General features: G+C 28.2%; 21 protein-coding genes. 5 read left to right on the top strand and 16 right to left on the bottom strand.

What is annotated here, in order from left to right:
• Positions 1–192: 192 nt before the first annotated feature.
• The 5 genes from AAT22_RS07805 to hflX form a co-directional block, all read right to left on the bottom strand.
• Positions 193–930: a YebC/PmpR family DNA-binding transcriptional regulator gene (locus tag AAT22_RS07805; RefSeq protein ID WP_016208436.1), complete on the bottom strand. Its 738-nt coding sequence runs from the start codon at positions 928–930 to the stop codon at positions 193–195.
• Between the two features lie 148 nt (positions 931–1,078).
• The gene (locus tag AAT22_RS07800; RefSeq protein WP_047000808.1) at positions 1,079–1,726 is read right to left on the bottom strand and encodes a YigZ family protein; all 648 of its coding nucleotides are present in this window, start codon (positions 1,724–1,726) and stop codon (positions 1,079–1,081) included.
• On the bottom strand, positions 1,723–3,126 hold the full coding sequence (locus AAT22_RS07795) for a PLP-dependent aminotransferase family protein (protein WP_047000807.1): 1,404 nt from the start codon (positions 3,124–3,126) through the stop codon (positions 1,723–1,725). Before AAT22_RS07795 ends, AAT22_RS07800 begins: the two co-directional genes overlap by 4 nt.
• A gap of 17 nt (positions 3,127–3,143) precedes the next feature.
• Entirely contained in the window at positions 3,144–4,043 is a 900-nt protein-coding gene (locus tag AAT22_RS07790) for a nucleotidyltransferase domain-containing protein (RefSeq protein ID WP_016208438.1), read from the bottom strand.
• A gap of 95 nt (positions 4,044–4,138) precedes the next feature.
• Entirely contained in the window at positions 4,139–5,938 is a 1,800-nt protein-coding gene (hflX, locus tag AAT22_RS07785) for a GTPase HflX (RefSeq protein ID WP_047000806.1), read from the bottom strand.
• 239 nt (positions 5,939–6,177) lie between these two features.
• Here hflX and hpt point away from each other — a divergent pair, with 239 nt between their 5' ends.
• Complete coding sequence (gene hpt / locus AAT22_RS07780) at positions 6,178–6,699, top strand: hypoxanthine phosphoribosyltransferase (protein ID WP_047000805.1); 522 nt, start codon at positions 6,178–6,180, stop codon at positions 6,697–6,699.
• A gap of 140 nt (positions 6,700–6,839) precedes the next feature.
• Here hpt and tnpA read toward each other — a convergent pair whose 3' ends face one another.
• Both tnpA and yunB read right to left on the bottom strand, forming a co-directional pair.
• Positions 6,840–7,295 (bottom strand): IS200/IS605 family transposase, encoded by a 456-nt coding sequence (gene tnpA / locus AAT22_RS07775; protein ID WP_016207054.1) that lies wholly within the window; start codon positions 7,293–7,295, stop codon positions 6,840–6,842.
• Positions 7,296–7,532: 237 nt separating this feature from the next.
• Positions 7,533–8,186 carry a sporulation protein YunB gene (yunB, locus tag AAT22_RS07770; RefSeq protein WP_047000804.1) on the bottom strand — a complete coding sequence of 218 codons (654 nt, stop codon included), beginning with the start codon at positions 8,184–8,186 and terminating at the stop codon, positions 7,533–7,535.
• A gap of 106 nt (positions 8,187–8,292) precedes the next feature.
• Here yunB and AAT22_RS07765 point away from each other — a divergent pair, with 106 nt between their 5' ends.
• Complete coding sequence (locus AAT22_RS07765; protein WP_047000803.1) at positions 8,293–10,914, top strand: transglycosylase domain-containing protein; 2,622 nt, start codon at positions 8,293–8,295, stop codon at positions 10,912–10,914.
• Between the two features lie 55 nt (positions 10,915–10,969).
• On the opposite strand, the gene AAT22_RS07760 is transcribed toward AAT22_RS07765, so the two are convergent.
• Positions 10,970–11,806 carry a hypothetical protein gene (locus AAT22_RS07760; protein WP_047000802.1) on the bottom strand — a complete coding sequence of 279 codons (837 nt, stop codon included), beginning with the start codon at positions 11,804–11,806 and terminating at the stop codon, positions 10,970–10,972.
• A gap of 262 nt (positions 11,807–12,068) precedes the next feature.
• Between AAT22_RS07760 and AAT22_RS07755 the strand changes: the two genes are divergently transcribed.
• Together AAT22_RS07755 and AAT22_RS07750 are read left to right on the top strand one after the other, a co-directional pair.
• Entirely contained in the window at positions 12,069–12,446 is a 378-nt protein-coding gene (locus AAT22_RS07755) for a YtxH domain-containing protein (protein ID WP_047000801.1), read from the top strand.
• Positions 12,447–12,493: 47 nt separating this feature from the next.
• Positions 12,494–12,817 (top strand): hypothetical protein, encoded by a 324-nt coding sequence (locus tag AAT22_RS07750; RefSeq protein WP_016208445.1) that lies wholly within the window; start codon positions 12,494–12,496, stop codon positions 12,815–12,817.
• A 67-nt stretch (positions 12,818–12,884) separates the two neighbouring features.
• Here AAT22_RS07750 and AAT22_RS07745 read toward each other — a convergent pair whose 3' ends face one another.
• The 8 genes from AAT22_RS07745 to AAT22_RS07710 all read right to left on the bottom strand — a co-directional run bounded on the left by AAT22_RS07745 (position 12,885) and on the right by AAT22_RS07710 (position 20,488).
• Entirely contained in the window at positions 12,885–13,781 is an 897-nt protein-coding gene (locus AAT22_RS07745) for a dihydroorotate dehydrogenase (RefSeq protein ID WP_047000800.1), read from the bottom strand.
• 22 nt (positions 13,782–13,803) lie between these two features.
• Entirely contained in the window at positions 13,804–14,547 is a 744-nt protein-coding gene (locus AAT22_RS07740; RefSeq protein ID WP_047000799.1) for a dihydroorotate dehydrogenase electron transfer subunit, read from the bottom strand.
• An 11-nt stretch (positions 14,548–14,558) separates the two neighbouring features.
• The gene (gene pyrF / locus AAT22_RS07735) at positions 14,559–15,434 is read right to left on the bottom strand and encodes an orotidine-5'-phosphate decarboxylase (protein ID WP_047000798.1); all 876 of its coding nucleotides are present in this window, start codon (positions 15,432–15,434) and stop codon (positions 14,559–14,561) included.
• Positions 15,435–15,444: 10 nt separating this feature from the next.
• The gene (locus tag AAT22_RS07730; RefSeq protein ID WP_047000797.1) at positions 15,445–16,641 is read right to left on the bottom strand and encodes a dihydroorotase; all 1,197 of its coding nucleotides are present in this window, start codon (positions 16,639–16,641) and stop codon (positions 15,445–15,447) included.
• Positions 16,642–16,669: 28 nt separating this feature from the next.
• Positions 16,670–17,101, bottom strand: a complete 432-nt coding sequence (locus AAT22_RS07725) for an aspartate carbamoyltransferase regulatory subunit (protein WP_016208450.1) — start codon at positions 17,099–17,101, stop codon at positions 16,670–16,672.
• Positions 17,102–18,028 (bottom strand): aspartate carbamoyltransferase, encoded by a 927-nt coding sequence (pyrB, locus tag AAT22_RS07720; protein ID WP_047000796.1) that lies wholly within the window; start codon positions 18,026–18,028, stop codon positions 17,102–17,104. It lies immediately after the preceding gene.
• A gap of 410 nt (positions 18,029–18,438) precedes the next feature.
• Positions 18,439–19,218, bottom strand: coding sequence for a serine hydrolase (locus AAT22_RS07715; RefSeq protein ID WP_047000795.1), 780 nt, complete (start codon positions 19,216–19,218; stop codon positions 18,439–18,441).
• Positions 19,219–19,387: 169 nt separating this feature from the next.
• Entirely contained in the window at positions 19,388–20,488 is a 1,101-nt protein-coding gene (locus AAT22_RS07710) for a 6-phosphofructokinase (protein WP_016208455.1), read from the bottom strand.
• A gap of 322 nt (positions 20,489–20,810) precedes the next feature.
• On the opposite strand from AAT22_RS07710, the gene AAT22_RS07705 reads away from it, so the two are divergent.
• Positions 20,811–21,746: a hypothetical protein gene (locus AAT22_RS07705; RefSeq protein ID WP_016208456.1), complete on the top strand. Its 936-nt coding sequence runs from the start codon at positions 20,811–20,813 to the stop codon at positions 21,744–21,746.
• Position 21,747 lies beyond the last annotated feature (1 nt).

Genomic DNA, 21,747 nt, shown 5'->3' with positions numbered 1-21,747 from the left:
CAAAATGTTGCAAAATCTACATTTCTCTAAAAAAACTAGAAACTATGTTTGTATAAAATTATTAATTTATAATATGATATCTCCTTATATCAAAAAGAGACTGTTTATTATCTTTTCAGATAATAAACAGTCTCTTTTGATTTATATAATTGTAAATACAAAACTTATTTAATAATACTGCATTTAACAGTATTATTCTTCCCATCCTTCTGGGAATTCAGCATTGTGGTAAACCTCTTGAACATCATCATCGTCATCAAGTAAGTCTAACATCTTTTGGAACTTTTTCGCATCATCTTCATTAATTGCAGTATATGTGTCTGGTATCATCTTAACTGTCGCTTCTAAAAATTCTAATCCATTTGATTCTAAGGCTTCCCTTACAGTTCCAAAATCCTCAGGTGTAGTTGTAATTATAAATACTTCTTCTTCTGCTGAAAAATCTTCTGCTCCTGCATCTAAAGCTAGCATCATAATTTCATCTTCATCTTTATCTTCTCTTTCAATAACTATTTCGCCTTTTTCTTGGAACATAAACCCAACACATCCCGTTGCTCCCATGTTTCCTCCGCCTTTTGTAAAGGCACTTCTTACATTTCCTGCTGATCTATTTTTATTATCTGTTAAAGTTTCTACTATTACAGCAACTCCAGATGGACCATAACCTTCATAAACTATTTTTTCATAGTTAACACCTGCAAGTTCTCCTGAAGCTTTTTTAATTGATCTTGTAATTGTATCATTAGGCATATTAGCCGCTTTTGCTTTTGCTATTACATCTCTTAATTTCGGATTAGTGTCGGGTACAGGGCCACCATTTTTAACTGCAATAATAATTTCTTTACCTAACTTTGTAAAGATTTTTCCCCTTTTAGCATCTGCTTTTCCCTTTTTATTTTGTATATTATGCCATTTTGAATGTCCTGACATGTTTTTTTCCTCCCAACATCTATCGAATAATTTTTATAACTTATAAACATTAGAATTATATCATACTTATATTATTATGACAAATTTTCTTATTTATCCATGAATTAGTAATAAAATTATTTAATTAATTATACAAGTTGATTTATTCTTAAATTAATTTGTATAATCTATTTTCTTCTTTAAAATAAATTCCTTCATCCATTTTAGTTATTATAACTTTACCATTTGAGGTTTCGGTTATTTCTTTTTCCATTTCATCCACTTTATTTATTTCTGATAATATATGAATTATAACTTTATCTGTATATTCAACTTCTTCAATATGCCAATTATTTTCATTACACTTATATTGAACTTTACCCAACATATCATAATCCATATTTAATAACAACCTTACTCCTTCTACCTTTTCAACTACTTTTCCTGCTTTTAGTGCTATTGAAGCACCTTTTGTATAAGCTCTTGTAAGCCCTCCGGCTCCTAATAATATACCACCATAATACCTAGTTACTACTATGGCACAATCAGTCACTTTACTTTTTTTCATCACTTCTAATATAGGAATTCCTGCCGTTCCCTGTGGTTCTCCGTCATCGCTATATCTTTGAATCCCCATATTTTCTCCTATAGCATAAGCAAAACAATTATGAGTAGCTTGCTTATGCTTGTTTTTAATTTCTGCTATAAACTCTTTTGCTTCTTCTTCATTTTCACATCTTTTGGCATATCCTATAAACTCTGATTTTTTTTCTATAAAACTATCTTCTCCGAAATTTCTTATAGTAATATAACTCATATAAGTTCCTCCTTGATTAAATTGATACCTTTTATTATCTTTTCTTTATTAACTTGTGAGAAACTAATTCTAAAAAAATAATCTCCATTTTTGGAATCTCTAAAAAATATTATTCCAGGTGTAATATATACATTTTTCTTTTTTAATTTATAAAAAAGTTCTTTAGATTTTACCTCTTTATTTTTTAATTTTATATAAAAATAAAGTCCTCCCTTTGGATCTAAATATGTGACTTTATCAAAAAGCTTTTCTTCTATTAGGTTTTTCATAAGCTCATATTTTGTTTTGTATTCTTTACATTGATATTGTATATGTTCCTTCCAAAAACCTTCTTTTATATATAATTCTAAAGCTCTTTGCATAAGACTAGAAGTTGCAAAATCTGTGTTTATCTTAGAATTTTGCATACTCTCTATAAATGAATTTGGTATAATCATATATCCAAGTCTTATTCCTGGTAAAAATACCTTTGAAAAACTTTTTACATAAATTACTCTTTCATACTTATCAAGCTCTTTTAATGGTTCATGAATTATTCCATCATCATATATAAGTTCAGATAAATAATCATCTTCTATAATATAAAAATCATATTTTCTAGCTAAAGCTAATAATTTCAGCTTTTTTTCATAGCTATAGCTTACACCTGTTGGATTATGGAAATAACTCATTGTATAAAAACAACTTATTTTATTTTTCTTTAATATTTCTTCAAATTCTTCTAAATCTACTCCATCTTCTTTAATTTCTAATTCAAATATATTAGCTCTTCTCCATTTAAAAACTGATATAGCTCCTCCATAGGTAGGTTTTTCTACTACTACGTTATCATTAATGTTAACTATTGCCTTAACTGCTATATCTATTCCCTGCTGCGCCCCTGAAACTATTATTATATTATCTAAATCTAACTTACCGCCCCAAAGTTCCTTATTTATTGTTCTTCTTAATTCTTCATATCCAAAAGGCTCTTTCATTATTAGTGCATTTGCTCCATCCCTATCTAGAACCTTATTAATTACATTCTTAAATTCTTTTATTGGAAAATACATCTCTGTATTTGTTTCTCCTGTAAAATCAATGATTTTATCTAAATCTTCAGTTAATATACTTTTTAATGTTTTAGAATATTCTCTATTGAATACTGATATAAGATCTTTCCTTTTTGCATAAGTTCCAGATCCTACTTTTTGAAAAGCATATCCGTCTGATTTTAACTTTTTATATGCGTTAACTATAGTTACATTGTTTACCTCTAAAATTTTTGATAACTCTCTTATTGTAGGTAGCTTTTCTCCATCATTTATTTTTTTATTATCTATTAGTTTTTTTATATGATTTGAAATTTGTATATATTTAGGAATTTCTTCCTCAAAGAACATCTTAAAAATATTATTCATAATTCCTCCAAATTCTTCTAATGTTTATAACTATATACATTTTCAGTTGCTAGTAGACATTCTTTGTGATCTCTAAATTCTCTTTTATTTTTTGTTAAGACATTATTCTTGTATAATACTTTTAAAATTTCTTCCGTCTTAATATTAAAATTTTTAAAATAGTCATTGTTTTTAATCTCATATGCACTTAATTCTTTATCTTCCTCTTTTATAAATTCTAGAATTTCTTTTGATGCTTTTTCTATATTGTAATCTAAATAGCTTTCCATATAACTTATAATGCTTTTTATATTCTCATCATTCATTTCGTTGTAGAATAATTTTTTTATTCTCTTATTTAATTCATCATTTAAATTACATGCCATATTTAATGAATCTTTACTTACAGTGTATCCATTAATACTAAGATAAAGCTTAGAAAAGTTATCTAATGCCCTAATAAGAAGTTCATATGCAGTGTATCCTCTGCCTGTACTTAAATATTTTTTGCATATCCCTATTTCTTTTAACAAATTTCCTAAATAAACTAGATTCCATCTTCCTTTATCTGAATTTACACTATATATTATTTTTTCATATAGTTCTGATATTTCATGATCCATTGAATATATTAATTTAGATGATATTAAAGAATTTTTTATTACATCTTTCTTACCACATTCATAATAAGCTTCTTTAAAAGCTTTTTTACTTAAAAATTTTATATGAACAGGTATATTCATCACTTCAGAATATAAATCTCTAACCTGTTCAAAATCATCTTTATATATTGTAAATAAATCTATATCTGATTCTTCCCACAGATCTCCAGTAACCATACTTCCTAATACAAAAATTGCTAATATATTAGTATTTTTCATAAGAATATCTGTAATTTCTTTATAAGCATTTTGGTAATCTATAATTGATTTTGCCATTATCCTACTCCCTTCAACTTAATATTGTATTATTACAATTTATTTTATTATATAAAATTACTGCAATAAAGTCTAATCTTCATTGCAGTAATTAACTATTTGGCAATAATGTTTACTATAAAATCTTTTGATTTATTATAAACTTCATCTTCTACCTCTACTACCATAAAGGTACCATTATCCTTATATTCTTCTTTTAGTACTCTTCCATTCCTATGAAGATATGAATTCATATCACTTCTATCGTAAGGAATCAAATATTCGCATTTTTTCATTTTATACGGTAATTTTTCTTCTATTAAATCAAGAAGATTATCTAAATTAATTCCTTCTTTAGCTGATATTTCAATAATTTTATATTCTGAACATATTTTTTTTACTTCTTCTATTTGCTCATCTGTAGCTTTATCTATTTTATTTAGTACTAATATAGTTTCTTTATCTTTGGCTCCAAGTTCTTCTAAAACTTCCTCTACAGCTTTTATTTGATCAAGTGCATGATCTGAAGAGGTATCAACAATATGACATAAAAGATCTGAGTATATCACTTCCTCTAGTGTTGATTTAAATGCTTCAACTAAATCATGAGGTAACTTTCTTACAAATCCTACTGTATCTGTTATAGTAACTACACCTTTATTTTTTAATATTATAGATCTTGTAGTTATATCTAATGTTGCAAATAACATATCAGCTTCAAAAACTTTTTCTTTTCCTTGAACCTCTTTTTGAGCTGCAACATCACACAATTTATTTCTAAGAGTTGATTTACCTGCATTTGTATATCCTACTAATGATACCTTAGGAATACTTTCTTTTGTTCTTTTTTCTCTTTGAACTTCTCTTGTTTTCTTTATTTTTTTAAGCTCATCATTTAAATCATATATAGTTTCCTTTATATGTCTTCTATCGGTTTCTAACTTCTTTTCTCCTGGTCCTCTTGTTCCTATTCCCCCACCAGTTCTTGAAAGCACTGTTCCTAAGCCTTGAAGTCTACCCATTCTATATTTTAACTGTGCAAGTTCAACCTGAATTTTTGATTCCTTACTTCTTGCTCTTCTTGCAAAGATTTCTAATATTAAAGTAGTTCTATCTATTACCTTTGCACCAATTGCCGCTTCTAGATTTCTTACTTGTGAACCTGAAAGCTCATCATCAAAAATTATAAGGTTTGCATGTTTACTTTGCCTTAAGCTAGCTATTTCTAATACTTTTCCCTTTCCAATATAAAAGGCTGGGTCAATTTTACTTCTACTTTGATAAACTAACTCTAATACTGGTATATCACAAGCTTTAGTAAGTTCTTTAAGTTCTTCTAAACTTTCCTTGGTATCAGATCCTACTAAAATAGCTCTTTCACCTTCATCTTCTACTATTTCTTTTTCTTTAATTAATCCTTCAACATAATGAATTTTATCTAATATGTGAATTGACAATACTTCTTCAATTGATAAGTTTAATTTCTCTTCATAATCTAACAAATCATTTGTTATTGTAAGCATTGCTAAAGAATAATCTGTTATTTTTCCATCATAAACTCCTATTGCCATTATTGCATCAAGTTTTAATTTTAAAAGAGCTGACAAATCAAGAGCTGACAAATTAGAAAATCCATTAGGATGTGTATGTATAACTCTAACTCCAGATAACCTTTTTTCCCTTATACCAATCATAGCTAATTCAACTGAAGTTGAATCTCCTATTGCTATAGATACTATTTTCCCTCTTCTATCTACTGCTATGCTTATTTCCCTATCCAAAATAGAAGTTAATCTAGAAATAATATCTATTATTTCTACACTACACACCTCATCTTTTAAAACCTTTACTTTATAGAGTCTTTCAAGTTCTTCTAAATAAGACTTCTTTATACCATCTATATTTCCAAATATCATAATACCACCTCACTATCTACTATTGGCAACTTGCATATAATTTTATACTAATAATTCTTTATTGTAAATATAATACTAATATTATAATCCATGCTATATTATACTTATATCAAATACTTTACTAAAAACTGTACTTAAAGTATTTAAAAATAAGTTGCAAGAAATATAAATAATATGTAATATTAAAATAATAATATAAGTTATTAGGTTATATAGGATATTTTAGGAGGATTAAACTAATGAATGACAAAAAAAGAAACATACTTTTTACAGAAGAACAAATAAAAACTAGAGTTGCAGAACTTGGAAAAATTATTACTGAAGATTATAAAGATAAGAAACTTTATGTTCTTCCACTTCTTAGAGGAAGTTTTGTTTTTGGGGCTGACATATTTAGAGCAATTGATTGTAAAGCAAAAGTTGGTTTTATGACTACTTCAAGTTATGGTCATGGTGAAGAAAGCACTGGTGAAGTTAAGGTTGTAAATGATATTCCAGACAATATAGAAGGATGGGATGTATTAATAGTAGATGATATTATAGATACTGGATATACAATGGAGTTTGTTGTTGATTATGTAAAAAAACGTGGAGCCAAATCTGTTAAGACTTGTGTGCTATTAGATAAGCCTTCTAGAAGAAAAGTTGATTTAAGACCAGACTATTGTTGCTTTGAAATAGAAGATTTATTTGTAGTTGGATATGGTCTTGATTATGAAAGTTTTTACAGAAATGTACCTTATGTATTTAACTGGAACTAAGTCAATTGACAATTTAAAATTAACAATTAGATTTAAATAAAAATCCACCAGCTTAGCTGGTGGTTTTGCATTTTCGGGCCTAGCCCTTTATTACTAGCATCGCCTAAAGGCGTACCCTCGGTCTGGCACACGCATTCCTTCTATTTGCTACCCGTAAACGGGTCTAAATATTCCATTGTAAGCTGCTCTGATACTTTATCTTCCTGCAATTGATTAGCTATATACTCTTTTATTTTTTTAGTATTTTTCCCTACTGTATCAACATAATATCCCCTACACCAAAATTCTCTATTTCTATATTTATATTTCATATTCCCCCATTTTTCAAATATCATCAAACTACTTTTTCCTTTAAGATATCCCATAAAACTTGATACGCTCATTTTAGGTGGTATTTCTACTAACATATGAATATGATCTACACAAACTTCAGCTTCTATTATATTTACGCCTTTCCATTCACATAATTTTCTAAGTATTGCTCCTACCTCTAATCTTTTTTCTTCATAAAATACTTTCCTTCTATATTTCGGCGCAAATACAATATGGTATTTGCAGTTCCACTTTGTATGTGATAAACTATGTACATCATTCATTTCGAATGTCCTCCTTCTGATATTAAAGTGCAGTTGCCAGACCGCATTTTTATTATATCAGAAGGAGTTTTTTTGTCATACTCATAGCTATAAGCTATACGGAACCCCACGTCTAACGCGGGGTTTTCTAAATACAATAAAAAACTCCTAAAATTAGGAGTTTTTTATTTTAATTAAATTTTCTTAATTCAGCTTGCCTGAATTATAACATAAATTCTTTCATTCTTTCATTTTCAATTATTTATTAAGTTCTATTGCTGTATTTGGAATTTTTCCTACTATTATTGTTTCTGCTATTGGAATTTCACATGCTATTTCTACATCTTTGCTATTAAGAGGCACAACTATTTTCATTTTCATATTAACATGCAAATATATTTTATGCCTTGTTTGATTAATACCTGCACTTTCAAATACAGATTCATAACTACTAGTTATATTCCCTATTTGATTCATATTTATATTTATCTTAGGCCCCAAATTATAAAAAACTAAATTTTTAGTCATATATCCTAAGGGCACTTCTAACCCCATCTCTTGTAATTTCCCAAATTTATCGTTAGATGCTAAAATCAATTTTGACGATAGATAATTTAATTTTACAGTATCGGCTCTTAGCATAGTTATATTTCCATCATTATCTTTTTCTATAATTATCATGTCAGAATAATCAAATTGATTTGAATAAATATCCAAAGCTGTTTCATTTATAATCTCTGTTGCTTCTCTTTTTAACTGCTCTTCTCCTATAGTTAAAACAGCTGGTAAAATATTTTTATCAAAAAAATACAATATAGAATTAAATAAGACACAAATGGCAATAATACCCAATATAAGTTTAGGATGTTTAATTTGAAATCGCATTTTAGGTTTTTTTGTATAATACTTCATAGACACCTTCTTGAGTTATTATTTTACTCTTTATATAAATATGCTATAATATTCTATATTATTTATTTTATACTTTAAATAATTTTAAATTGCAAGGGAGGAACAAATGGCTACTAAAGATACTTCTAGAACAGAAAAAAGCCAAGCTAATGTTAAGAAAAATAAAAACAGCGGCAAAAATTCTAAAAAGAAAAAAAATCAACCTAAATATAAGAAAATTTTGAAAGGTACTTTTCTTGGAATATTAATAGCAGGGCTTCTTTGCTTTGTTGTTGGACTTGGTTATGTATTTGCAATAATTAAAAGTACTGAGCCTCTTGACGTAAATGCGGTCCTGACTTTAAATGAGCCTTCAATGATTTATGATAGTGAAGGTCAATATATTGATAATCTACCAACTAAAGAAGAGAGATATAAAGTAAAGTTAGATGAAATGTCCAAATACTTAAAAGATGCTTACATTTCAATTGAAGATGAACGTTTTTATAAACATCCTGGCGTAGATATAAAAAGAACTTTAGGTTCAGCTCTAAGATCTGCAAAATACTTCTTTACAGGAAGTGGAAACGTACAAGGTGGATCTACTCTTACTCAACAATTAATAAAAAATACATTATTAACAAACGATGTTAAGATTGAAAGAAAAATAAGAGAAATTTATCTTTCATTAACACTTGAAAATAAACTTACTAAAGACCAAATATTAGAAGCATATTTAAACACTATTCCTTTAGGTGGTAAAATTTATGGAGTAGAGGCTGCTTCAAAATATTTCTTTGAAAAAAGTGCTAAAGATTTAACTTTACCTGAATCTGCATTTATTGCTGGTTTAACTCAAGCACCAAGTGCTTATAGTCCTTATGATCCTGAAAATAAAGAAGATCCTACAATATATTTAGATAGAACAAAAACTGTTCTTATGAAAATGAGAGATTTAGGATATATAACTCAATCAGAATACGATGAAGCATATGCTTTTGTAGATGCTAATCAATTTGTATTTTCTCAAACAGTAATTGACTATAAAATTAATTATGAATGGTTTGTATATCCAGCTTTAGATCAAGTGCGAGAAGATCTAAAAGAAGTGTATAAATATACTGATGAGGAAGTTGATAGATTATTTGCTACTGGCGGACTTAAAATTTATACTACTATGGATAGAACAATTCAAGATTCTACCCAAGCCGTTTTAAATGATAGAAATAGTATACAACAACTTGATATTTACGCTAACCCAGAAGTTACTGATGAAAATGGAACTCCAGCACTTCAAGCTGCTGCTGTAATTATTGATTATAAAACTGGCCAAGTTAAAGCAATGGTTGGTGGAAGAGGTGAACAGCCTGCAAGATCTACAAATAGAGCTTATTATGCTTTAAGATCTGTTGGATCAACTACTAAACCTTTAACAGTTTATGGCCCTGCTATTGATACTAAGGCTATTACAGCTGGTACAGTGCTAGATGATGCAGGTCTTCCATCATCTATTCAAAGTAAATATGGTGGATATAATCCAGCAAACTGGAACAAGGTTTCAGATGGATTAATTACAGCAAGACAATCACTTGCATTATCTAAAAATGTACCAACAGTTCTAGTCGAAGACAAACTTGGAGTTGAAACTGGATTGGCTTATGGTGAAAAACTGGGATTGGTTTATGGCGAAAAATCAAAATTCATAGCTACCGTAGCATTAGGTGAATTTACAGGTGTTGATGACGACGGTTCTGTAGATGGTGGTAATCCATATATACTAGCTTCCGCTTTTGGAAGCTTTGGAAATAATGGTTTATATACTAAACCTATTTTATATACTAAAGTTGCTGATGCAACTGGTAAAATTATATTAGAATCTAAACCTAAGCAAACACAAGTATTTTCTCCTCAAACTGCATATATAATGAGGGATTTATTAAAGGGTCCTTTAACCTTTGATGGTGCTTTGGCAAAGCTTCCTAATATGCCTGTAATAGGTAAAACAGGAACAACTAGTCTTGTTACAGACTTTTTATTTGCTGGGTTAACTCCTTATTATTCAGGAGCTGTTTGGATTGGATATGATAACCGTTCTGCTATGGGTGGCGCAAGTTATAGTTCATCTGCTGCTTCATTATGGGGTGCTATGATGGCTCCAATTCATGCAAACTTAGAATATAAGGAATTTGATGGAAACCCAGGTGGTATTACTACCGTTGCTATATGTAAAGATTCTGGAAAAAGAGCAACAGACCTTTGTGCTAAGGATCCTAGAGGCTCAAGAGTTTATACTGAAATGTTTATAGCTGGTACAGAGCCTACAGGAGTTTGCGATGTACATGTAACAGCTAAAGTTAATAAAAACAATAATAAATTAGCAACTGAAAATACTCCAAAGGACTTAATTGAAGAAAGAGTATTTATAAAGAAAGAAAATCCTTCTTCAGGAGCAGCTGATTTTAAATATGTTCTTCCAACAGAAAAAGATGATACTAAATATGTGCCAAAGGATGAAGAATTTAATTTATCTGATTTAGGGATTTCTGTTGGAAGCAATGTTGATATGGCTATAGAAATATTAAAATCTAAAGGTGTAAATATTAAGATATCTAATAATAATGCAAAAACTAGAATAATTAAAAGTTTATCTTCTGATAAAGCTAAAAAGGGAGATACAATTACCATTCAACTAAAGGATTCTGAAAGCAATAATGAAACTCCTGAAGTTCCAGATCCTAATAATGATTAGTGATATTAACTAACAAAAAAGAGATTTGATTAAAATTCAAATCTCTTTTTTTATTTTAGCTATTTGTGCTAGACTCTAAATTATAATTTATAACCTCTCCTAAATCTGCTCTAATATATATTATATATTTTTCTTCCTTATTCTTATCATCTATTGTTTTAACGTTATATACAAATGATAATGCCATTTCATTATCATTTACTGATACAAAGGCAATCATTGGTTTGTCCAATATTTCTGATTTTAAATTTAAATTAATAAAATAATTTTGAACTATATTTTTTGCTTTATATTCATCTATATTAATATCTTTTATATGTTTTATATTATCTAATGGATAGTTAGAATATGATTCTAATTTACCAGTAACCTTGTTTATAGAAGTATTTATTTCCTGTTTATAATATGGATATCCATCTTTGCATTTATAAAATACTACATTATAACATGGACTGTCTTCCTTTTCTCTTGATTTAATTTCTTTAAACATAAATTCATCGTCTGTAATTTTTTTTATATATTTTGTAGCTAAACTAATAGCTTCTTCTTCTGATATCTCCGCTAATTTAGTATTTGCTCCTAAGTTTTTATTTGAAAATCCCAATACATTGTAATTTTTATCAATATCCACTCCATAATTTCCTACTATAACAGAATACTGTATTTGCGAACTCTTACTATTTAATTTATTTAAAGCTTCTTCTTCAATTGCTTCTTTATAATAATCGGAATTATTTATTATCTTCTCATCTGATAAATTCTCTATAAACTTTTTTGCTACTATAACCTCTTTTGTTTCTTTATTTAGTATACCATTTACTATATAACCTATAAGCCCTAGTAATATTATAATAACTACACTAAAAATCACTTTTATTTTTTTTAATCTCATTGTATCCTCCCTAAATTCTTATATTAATAAAAATCTTCTAATAGATTTTTTTAATACAATGATTTTAATAAAATCTTAATTGTTATCAATATTCATTTTACATTATTTAATGTATAATATAAAGTTTTTTTATTATTTATTTAGTTATATTTTAATATTATTATTTTATTATAAGCATTTTCGACTTTAACAGCTTGTATTTATTTGTATTTTCCTTTATAATCCATTATATATAAAAGTATCGTAATAGGGGGGTTAAAATATGAATTTGACAAATTTAATAGAACAAAAGAAAAAAGAAAAAGCTAAAAAAGAAAAAGCTAAAATTGCAAAAAATGTTGCATTAGGCGCTACTATTGGCGTTGCCGCTGGACTAGCTAGTGGACTTTTATTTGCACCTAAATCAGGAAAAGATACTAGAAAATCATTAAAGAAAACTGCTAACGATTTAAATAATACAATTAAAACAAAAGCTATAGATGTTACTGAAGATGCTAAAAATAATTTTAGTGATGCTAAAAATAAGATTGCAAAATATCTTGAATCAAAAAAAGCTGTAACAAATGATTCTGTAGAAGAACTTACAGAAAAAATTATAACTGAAACTGATAATGAAGTTAAAGAGGATTCAAATGCATAATTATTTAATATAACTATTATTATAAATTTTAAGTGAGGGTATATAATATGACTATTACTATAAATTTTAATACTCTTCTATTGACTATTATAGTTATCGCTTCTGTTATAGCTTTAATTTATTTAATTTTAGCCTTAAGAAAAATTATTGTACTTATTGATAATATAAACACTACACTTAAAGATAATAAAACAAATTTAGATAACACTATTAAAAATTTAAATGGAATATCTGAAAATGTTAAAGATATAAGTGATGTAGCTGTTGAAACTACAGCAGAAGCCATCGTTATGAAAGATGGAATTATTAATCAATTAGATACTATAAAAGATATTATAAATATAATAATTGGAGTATTTTCAAAAAAATAATATACATATTTTTAAGGACAGTATATAGAATGTTAAAAACTATATACTGTCCTACTTATATACATTACTATATACAACCTATTATTTCTTTTATATTTTTAATCCCTTGCTCTATGCAGAATTTTTTCATTTCCTCTATTATTTCTTTTCCAGCCATGGGATTTATAAAATTTATAGTTCCTATTTGAATTGCGGAAGCTCCTACCATCATGAATTCAATTGCATCTATTCCAGTAGAAATTCCTCCTAAGCCTATTACAGGTATGTTAACAGCCTTAGAAACTTCATGTACCATTCTTAATGCTATTGGCTTTACAGCTGGTCCCGAAAGTCCTGCGTACATATTATTGAATATAGGCTTTCTTTTATATGGATCTATCGCAAATCCCTTTAATGTATTTATTAAAGATATTGAATCTGCTCCAGCTTCCTCGCAGCTTATCGCCATTTTAACTATATCTTCAGCATTAGGTGAAAGCTTAACCATAAGTGGTTTATCTGAAATCTTCTTAATCTTTGAAACAACTTCATAAGCTACATTTGATTTTATGCCAAATGCCATTCCTCCTGATTTTACATTAGGACATGATATATTAAGTTCTATCATATCTATATCTGTACCTTTTAATTTTTCAATAGCTTCCTCATAATCTTCTATACATCCTCCACCAACATTTGCAATAATATTAGTGCCAAGTTTTTTCATTTTAGGAAGTTCTTCATTTATAAATCTATCTACTCCTGGATTTTGAAGTCCAACTGAATTCATCATTCCAGATGGAGTTTCATATACTCTTATTCCCTCATTACCATCCTTAGGATTTAAAGTTAATCCCTTTGATGATATTCCTCCCAAGATACCTACATCATAAAAATTATTATATTCTGCTCCAAAACCAAAGGTTCCTGATGCTGCTATTACTGGATTTTTAAATTCTACTCCATTTATATTTACTTTCAACATTTATAAAATTCCTCCTTTGATTTTACAGTTCAACATAATTCCCATCGAATACTGGACCATCCTTACATGTCCTTTTATTTCCATCCTTGGTTTTACATGTACAGACAAGACATGCTCCAACACCACAAGCCATATGTTTTTCCATAGACACATATATTTTTACACCTTTTTCTTTACACATATCTATAACCTTTTTCATCATTATTTCTGGTCCACAGCAAAGTACAGTATCATAGTCCTCTACATTTAAAATATCAGTTACAAATCCTTTATGTCCATGTTTACCAGTATTTGTACTTATATATACTTCATCTACATAACTCTTTATTTCATCTATTAAATAAATATCTTCTCTAAAACCTGCATATAAATCTAGCTTAGAAGAGTTGTTATTCTCTTTAATTTTTTTAGCCACCTCTAACATTGGTGCAGTACCTATGCCACCAGAAACCAAAGCAACCTTACCAAGGTTTGTATATACATTAAATCCATTTCCTAATGGCCCAGTAAGATTTATATATTCGCCCTTTTCTAAATTAGTATATTCTCTTGTACCATTTCCAACAGCTGCATATAAGAAAGTTATAGTTCCTTCATTTTTTTCACATACACTTATAGGTCTAGGAAGTAAAGTTTGTCCATTTAATTTCAACATGTAGAATTGTCCTGGCTTCACTTCATTATTATCTTCTACAACCATTTTGTATATTCCATCAACTATTTTTTCATTTGATATAACTCTTGATTTTGTGTAAGTTACCTTCATTAGTTTTCCTCCTATAAACTTTCTACTGCTGCCTTTATTTCATCTCTCATCCTTATAACTTCTTCTCTTGCACAAATTGCAAATTCTTTTTCTCTATCCGCTTGGTTTTTATATGCTAAAAGTATAGCTCTTGAAGAGTTTACTACGCCTCCATTTCCACTATTTAAATATAAAGCCACATCATCTGCCTTTCCACCTTGAGCTCCATAACCAGGTATTAAGAAAAACATATTTTTAAATCTTTTTCTTATTTCAATTCCTTCTTCAACATGAGTGCATCCTATAACCCCACCTATACTTGAATATCCACATTGTCCTATTACTTCTTTTCCAATCTCAGCAATTTTATCTCCAACAACCTTGTATACATCTCTTGAATCTATAGTCTTTAGCATTTCTATATCTTCTGCTCCTGGATTAGAAGTCCTAACTAATGAGAAAATCCCCTTATTTCCTTTTTCTATATATGGCATATATGGTTCTATACTATCCATTCCCATATATGGGCTAAGAGTTATAAAATCTGCTTCAAAATCTCCTTCAAAGTGTGCTTTTGCATATTGCTTAGCTGTTGCTGCTATATCTCCTCTTTTTATATCTGCAATTATAATTGCATCCTTCTCTCTTAAATAATCTAAAGTTTCTTTATAAGCCATCATACCCTTTAATCCTAAGGATTCATAATAAGCAATTTGAACCTTAAAGCATGCTGCTACATCTATAGTTGCATCTATTATTGCTTTATTAAACTCAACTAATGCCTCTACTTCCGATCTTCCTTCAAAAATATAGCTAGGTATATATTCAAGTGCTGTGTCTAATCCAACACAAACTACTCCTCTTTCTTTTACTCTATTAAATAATTTATCTATTATTAAACTTTCCATGAATATCCTCCTATTTCTTATAAAGAATTCGTCCCTCTTTTATAGTCATTTGAACTTCTCCATAAAACTCCATGCCTTCAAATGGAGTATTTTTACCTTTTGAATGAAAATCATTTGAATTTACTACTATATTCTTATCTAAATCTAATAAAACTATATCACCTTCAACCCCTGGGGTAATTCTGCCTTTATTCATTCCTAGAATATTCGCTCCATTTCTTGACATAATTTCACTTAACTTATTTAAAGTTATAGCTCCTGATTTAACTAATCTTGTATAACATATAGAAAATGATGTTTCAATTCCAACTATTCCTGGTGCTCCTTTTTCTTTATCTTCTTTTGTATGAGGAGCATGATCTGTACCTATACAATCTATAATTCCATCTTTTATAGCATTTATAATTTCAGATGCATCGTCTTTTTCCCTTATAGGAGGATTTACTCTATAATTGCTTATATCTTTTGTTAAATATATATGATGTGGCGTAACTTCACAAGTTATATTATTAAATTGCTTCTTTGCTTCTCTAATATATCCTACCGCTTCTTTTGTACTAACATGACACATATGAAGTCTTGCTCCAGTTTCTTTTGCTAAATATATATCTCTTAAAGTCATTATATTTTCAGCTATTCTCATATCTATATGTGAAAATTTATGATCTTCTGCATGAGACATTATTATCCAGTCATATTCTTTTGCCTTTAACATAGCTTTATACATTACGTCTGAATCCATAACTCCAACACCATCGTCAGATATTGCTTTAACTTTATTATCATTACTAAAATCATCTAAATGACTTATATCTTTGCCATTAAAACCTTTTGTAACAGATATACATTGGTGTAAATCTATTAAATTTAATTCTTCTTCTCTATTTCTAACCTCTTCTAAAATTTCTTTACTAGAGCATATTGGCTTAGTGTTCGCCATCAAACATACTCCAGTATATCCCCCTCTTAATGCTGCTTTAGAGCCGCTTTCTATATCTTCTTTGTAAGTAAGTCCAGGCTCTCTAAAGTGTGCATGAGTATCTATAAATGAAGGCATTAGAGTAAGTCCCTTAGCATCTATAAGATCTACCGCTTCTATATTAATATCTAATCCTACTTCTTTTATTTTTCCATTCTCTATATAAATATCCCCAATAAAATCCTGTGAGTAATCTACTATTCTAGCGTTTTTTATTAGCAAATTCATAATTTCACCTCATAAATTATATTTAAATCTATAAATCAGATAGACTTGTTATGTGATCGCAATAATCGCACTTATATGTTCCTTTATCTTCATCTATCAAATTAAATGTATGTGGAACATATTGTTCTACTTCTGTAATACACCTTGGATTACTGCAAATCAGAACATCTATAACCTTTTTAGGTAACTTTGGCTTTATTTTTCTAACTATTTCACCAAACCTTACCTCATTTATAGTAAGATTCGGTGAAAGTAATCCTAAAATTGTATAATTTACTTCTGAGGAATTTTCTATTTTAATTATATCTTTTTTTCCAATCTTATCACTTTCAACATTCATTATTAAAGCAACTTGACTATTAACTTTATCAAGATTTAAATAGTTAAATATTTTTATTCCCATTCCAACTTTTATATGGTCTATTACTAGTCCATTTTTAATACTTGTTATTTCTAACATCTAAGCCACCCCCAAAAGTTTTGCAATTAATGCCATTCTTACGTACATTCCATATTCTGCTTGCTTAAAATAACAAGCTCTCTCATCTTTATCTACTTCTATAGAGATTTCATTTACTCTTGGTAATGGGTGCATAACTATCATATCCCTTTTTGCTAATTCCATTTTCTCGACATCTAAAATATAACTATCTTTAAGCCTTATATATTCCTCTTCATTAAAAAATCTTTCTTTTTGAATTCTTGTCATATATAAGATATCTAGTTCGTCTATTATATCTTCTAGTTTTTCAACTTCTTTAAACTCTATATTATTTTTTGCCAATATTTCTTCTCTTATATAAATTGGTATTGATAATTCTTTTGGTGAAATTAAGATAAATTTAGTGCCTTCATATCTTGACATAGCTTTTATAAGTGAGTGTACTGTTCTTCCATTTTTTAAGTCCCCACAAATTCCTACGGTATGATTTGTTAATCCATCTTTTAAAGATTCTATAGTTAAAAGATCTGTTAATGTTTGAGTTGGATGCTGATGTCCTCCATCTCCTGCATTTATTACAGGCACCTCTGAGTACATACTTGCAAGTTTAGCAGAACCCTCCATGGGATGTCTCATAGCTATTATGTCAGAATATATAGATACCATTGTTATAGTATCTGCTAAAGTTTCTCCTTTTGCAGTAGAACTTGAATTTGGTTCTGAAAATCCCAAAATTTTACCCCCAAGTCTCATCATGGCAGCTTCGAAACTAAATCTAGTTCTTGTACTTGGTTCATAAAATAACGTGGCTAAAATTTTTCCATCACAGATATGAGAATATTCTCTTGGATTTGCTATTATTTGATGTGCTAGCTTAAAAATTTCTTGCAGTTCGTCTTTTGAAAAATCCATTGGGTCGATTAAATGTTTGCTTTTTATATTCATTTACATCACTCCTTGTTAACATCTCTGTGTTAAATTTAAAGGTATATTAATTTAATTATATATTATAATTTGCACAAAAAAACCTTCCTTAATTTCAAGGAAGGTATAATAAGCCTACATAAAAGTATTTTCACTTTTACAATTTCTTCCTTGTTAATCTCTCTGGATTAATTTAAAGGTTATCTTTTTTCATTAGAATAACACTTATATAATTTATTGTCAAGAAAGTATTAAATTTCACAGTAAAAATTATTTCATAATCATGTCAGTAAATATTTAACTTGTTATTCTAAATAAATAAAAATAAGGATAATTATATACCTATCCTTATTTTTACCTGAAAATTTATATTTTTTAATTTCTACTTGAACAATACTTATCTTAAAATCTCATATATAAAGTTTATAGCCTTAGTGCCAATTATTCATAACATTATCCCACATCATCTTTCCACACTTAGCTAAAGTAACAGTTCCATAAACGCTATTAGGAATTCCCATAGATAATAGTGTGAATGTGAAGTTTCCTTTTGATAACCTAATCAATTCTGTATCATTTTCCACGCCATTTTTATCACCAGTTTTGCTAGAAATTTCATATTTTAAGTCATCTGGAATATACAATGCTAATTTATTCTTTATTTGCTGCCTTGTTAAAATATCTATTAACATTTGACTATTTTCTTTACTTAAATATGTTGCATTATATAAATGTCTCCATACCTTTGCAAGATCTAGTGCACATGTTATATTTTCAACTTCATTTTTTACTTTTCTCTCATCAGTGGTTTTTCTATTTAATACTGTATTTTTCAATCCCATTTCTTCTATGTTTTTGTTTATTTTATCCATTCCTACTATATCTATTATTTTGTTTGCAGCAGTGTTATCGCTTTGAATTAACATTGCAACAAGTAATTCGAAGACAGTATATTCTCTTTCATTAAACTCGTGAATTATTCCAGTCCCAAAGACCTTATCTTTTCCATCTATTCTAATTTTATCTAGAAAATCTATCTTTTTATCTTCTACTGCTTTTATTAATGATACAGCTATAGGCAACTTCATACAACCTGCTGCTACCATTTGAACGTTTTCATTGTACCCATAGATATATCCACTCTTCAAATCCTCAAAGAAAAATCCATATGTCCCAATTCTTGATTCTAAATATTTCTTTATTTCTTTCATAATACCCTCCAGCTTTCTTTCCTGTAATCTCTGCCTATTAAAATTATATCATATTGTCAGAAAATTTTGAAGTATCAAACAAAAGTTTATATAACTTTTATTTAGTTTTTATTCATTTTTAATATTAAAAATAGTGGTAGAGTTTAACTCTCTACCACTTATTTTCTACTTAATCGGCAAAAGAAATTCCTATTTTCTTCGCAATTTTTACTAATTCTCCATTTGGATCAACTAATTTTGATTTTTGTCCTATAACATTTTCTAAGCTATCACTAGATATTTTCCCATCTTTAAGACAAACCATATCACCAAATTTACCTTCATTAATTAGTTCTACTGCTCCAACTCCATATCTTGTTGATAAAATTCTATCATATGTTGACGTTATTCCACCTCTTTGAATATGTCCAAGAACTGTACATCTTATTTCTTTGTCTGGTAATACTTTTTCTAAATCACCTGCTAATTTATTTCCTATTCCTCCAAGTCTAATTGGATCTGGGCTATCCGCAACTATTTTAGCAACTACTACATCCCCGTCTTTTGGCTTTGCACCTTCCGCTACTACTACTATACTAAATCTTTTTCCTTCTGCTTCTCTTTCCTTAACCTTATCTGCGATTTTATTTATATCATAAGGGATTTCTGGCAATAATATAACATCTGCAGAACCTGCAATCCCAGATTCTAATGCTATCCAACCTGCACCTCTACCCATAACTTCACAAATCATTACTCTATGATGAGATTCTGCTGTAGTATGAAGTCTATCTAAAGCTTCTGTAGCTACATCTATAGCTGTATTAAATCCAAAAGTTACATCTGTTGACGCTAAATCATTATCAATGGTTTTTGGCACACCTATTACTTTAACACCTTTTCTTGCAAAATCTCTTGCTGATGTTAAAGTACCATCTCCTCCTATTACAACTAATACATCTACTCCTTCTTTTTTTAGGTTTTCTACACCTACATCTGATACATCTTTTTTTATCATAGATCCATTTTCTTCTACTAAATAATCAAATAAGTTGTCTTTATTTGAGCTATATAATATAGTTCCTCCCCTATGAAGAATACCTGATACACTTTCTAAAGTTAGAGGTACGAAATCATTATTATACAATCCTCTGTATCCAAACTTATAACCTATTACTTCCATTCCATAGTTTAATATTGCTGTTCGTGTTACCGCTCTTATAACTGCATTTAATCCTGGACAATCTCCACCACCTGTTAGTAACGCTATTTTCTTAATTTGTTGTGACATTTAAAATTCCCCCTACTCCTTCAGTAACTTTTAAATTGACTATACATTTAAAATTTTCTGTTAATTCATTTTAAAAAAATTTAACAACTTTAAATGTTGTTTATGCAATTGTTTTCAAAATGTTATTTACTCTCTTACTTAATGATAGCATAAAGATTTTATGCTGAAAAGTAGAATAATTATATTTTTAATAATTTTTTTCATTTTGGTAATTTTTATCTAATTATCTTTTAATTTATATAAAAATTATCAAAAGTCTTGATATAAGGTATGCATTACCTTATAATATGATTATATTTATTTTGAATGAGGGGGATTATTTATGCTTAACTTTAACGAAGAATTTTTAAAACTTGAAGAAGATAAAAATACTTTAAAAAAACTAAAAACAAAGCTTTCTAATATCGATTTAGAAATTACTAAAACAAACACATCATTAAAAGAATTGAAAAAGATATTATCTAAAGAAGAAAAGGATGTTTCTAATTTAGAATCATTTAGTTTAAGTTATATTTATTATAAAATTAAAGGTTCTCTAGATGAAAAATTGTCAGAGGAAAAGATTGAATTCTTACAAGCTCAAGCAAAATTTTTAGAATGTGAGGATTATTTAAATAGACTTGCATCAGATAAGAAAAAAATATTAAATAATATTTCTGAACTTGGAGATATAGATTTAAAACATGAAAATCTTTTAAATACATCTTCCCAGTATATTTTAAATTTAAATAATGAAAGTAGTAAAGAAATTTCTTTACTTTTAGACAAAATGAAATCTGCTTCTTTAAATCTAAAGGAAATTCAAGAAGCTATTTTTGAAGGGAATAAGCTTGTCCCTTATATAGATGAAGCTATTTCCCATTTAAATAGTGCTCAAAATTGGGGAATTTATGATATGCTAGGCGGAGATTTCTTAGCCACAATGGCTAAACGCTCTAAAATGGAAGATGCCTCAAAATCAATTAATGATATTAAAATTATGCTAAATAGATATAATACTGAACTCTCTGATCTAAGTGATGAAATTAGTATTTCATTAAATCTTAATAGCTTCGATGGAATAATGGATTATATTTTTGACAACTTTTTTACTGATTATTTTATTCAAGGTAAAATAAATTCTGCTTTAGATTCCACAAGAAATTTACAGTCTAAAGTAAATATGATTCAATCTAATTTAACAAATAAATCTAAAGATTATAGTAAAAAAATTGAGTATTTAAAAAATGCTTTGGAAATCGAAATAAAAAAATATTAAA

The sequence above is a fragment of the Clostridium sp. C8 genome (assembly GCF_001010885.1).
In the GTDB taxonomy this organism is placed as follows: Bacteria; Bacillota; Clostridia; order Clostridiales; family Clostridiaceae; genus Clostridium; species Clostridium sartagoforme.
This window is presented reverse-complemented; position numbering and strand designations above follow the sequence as displayed.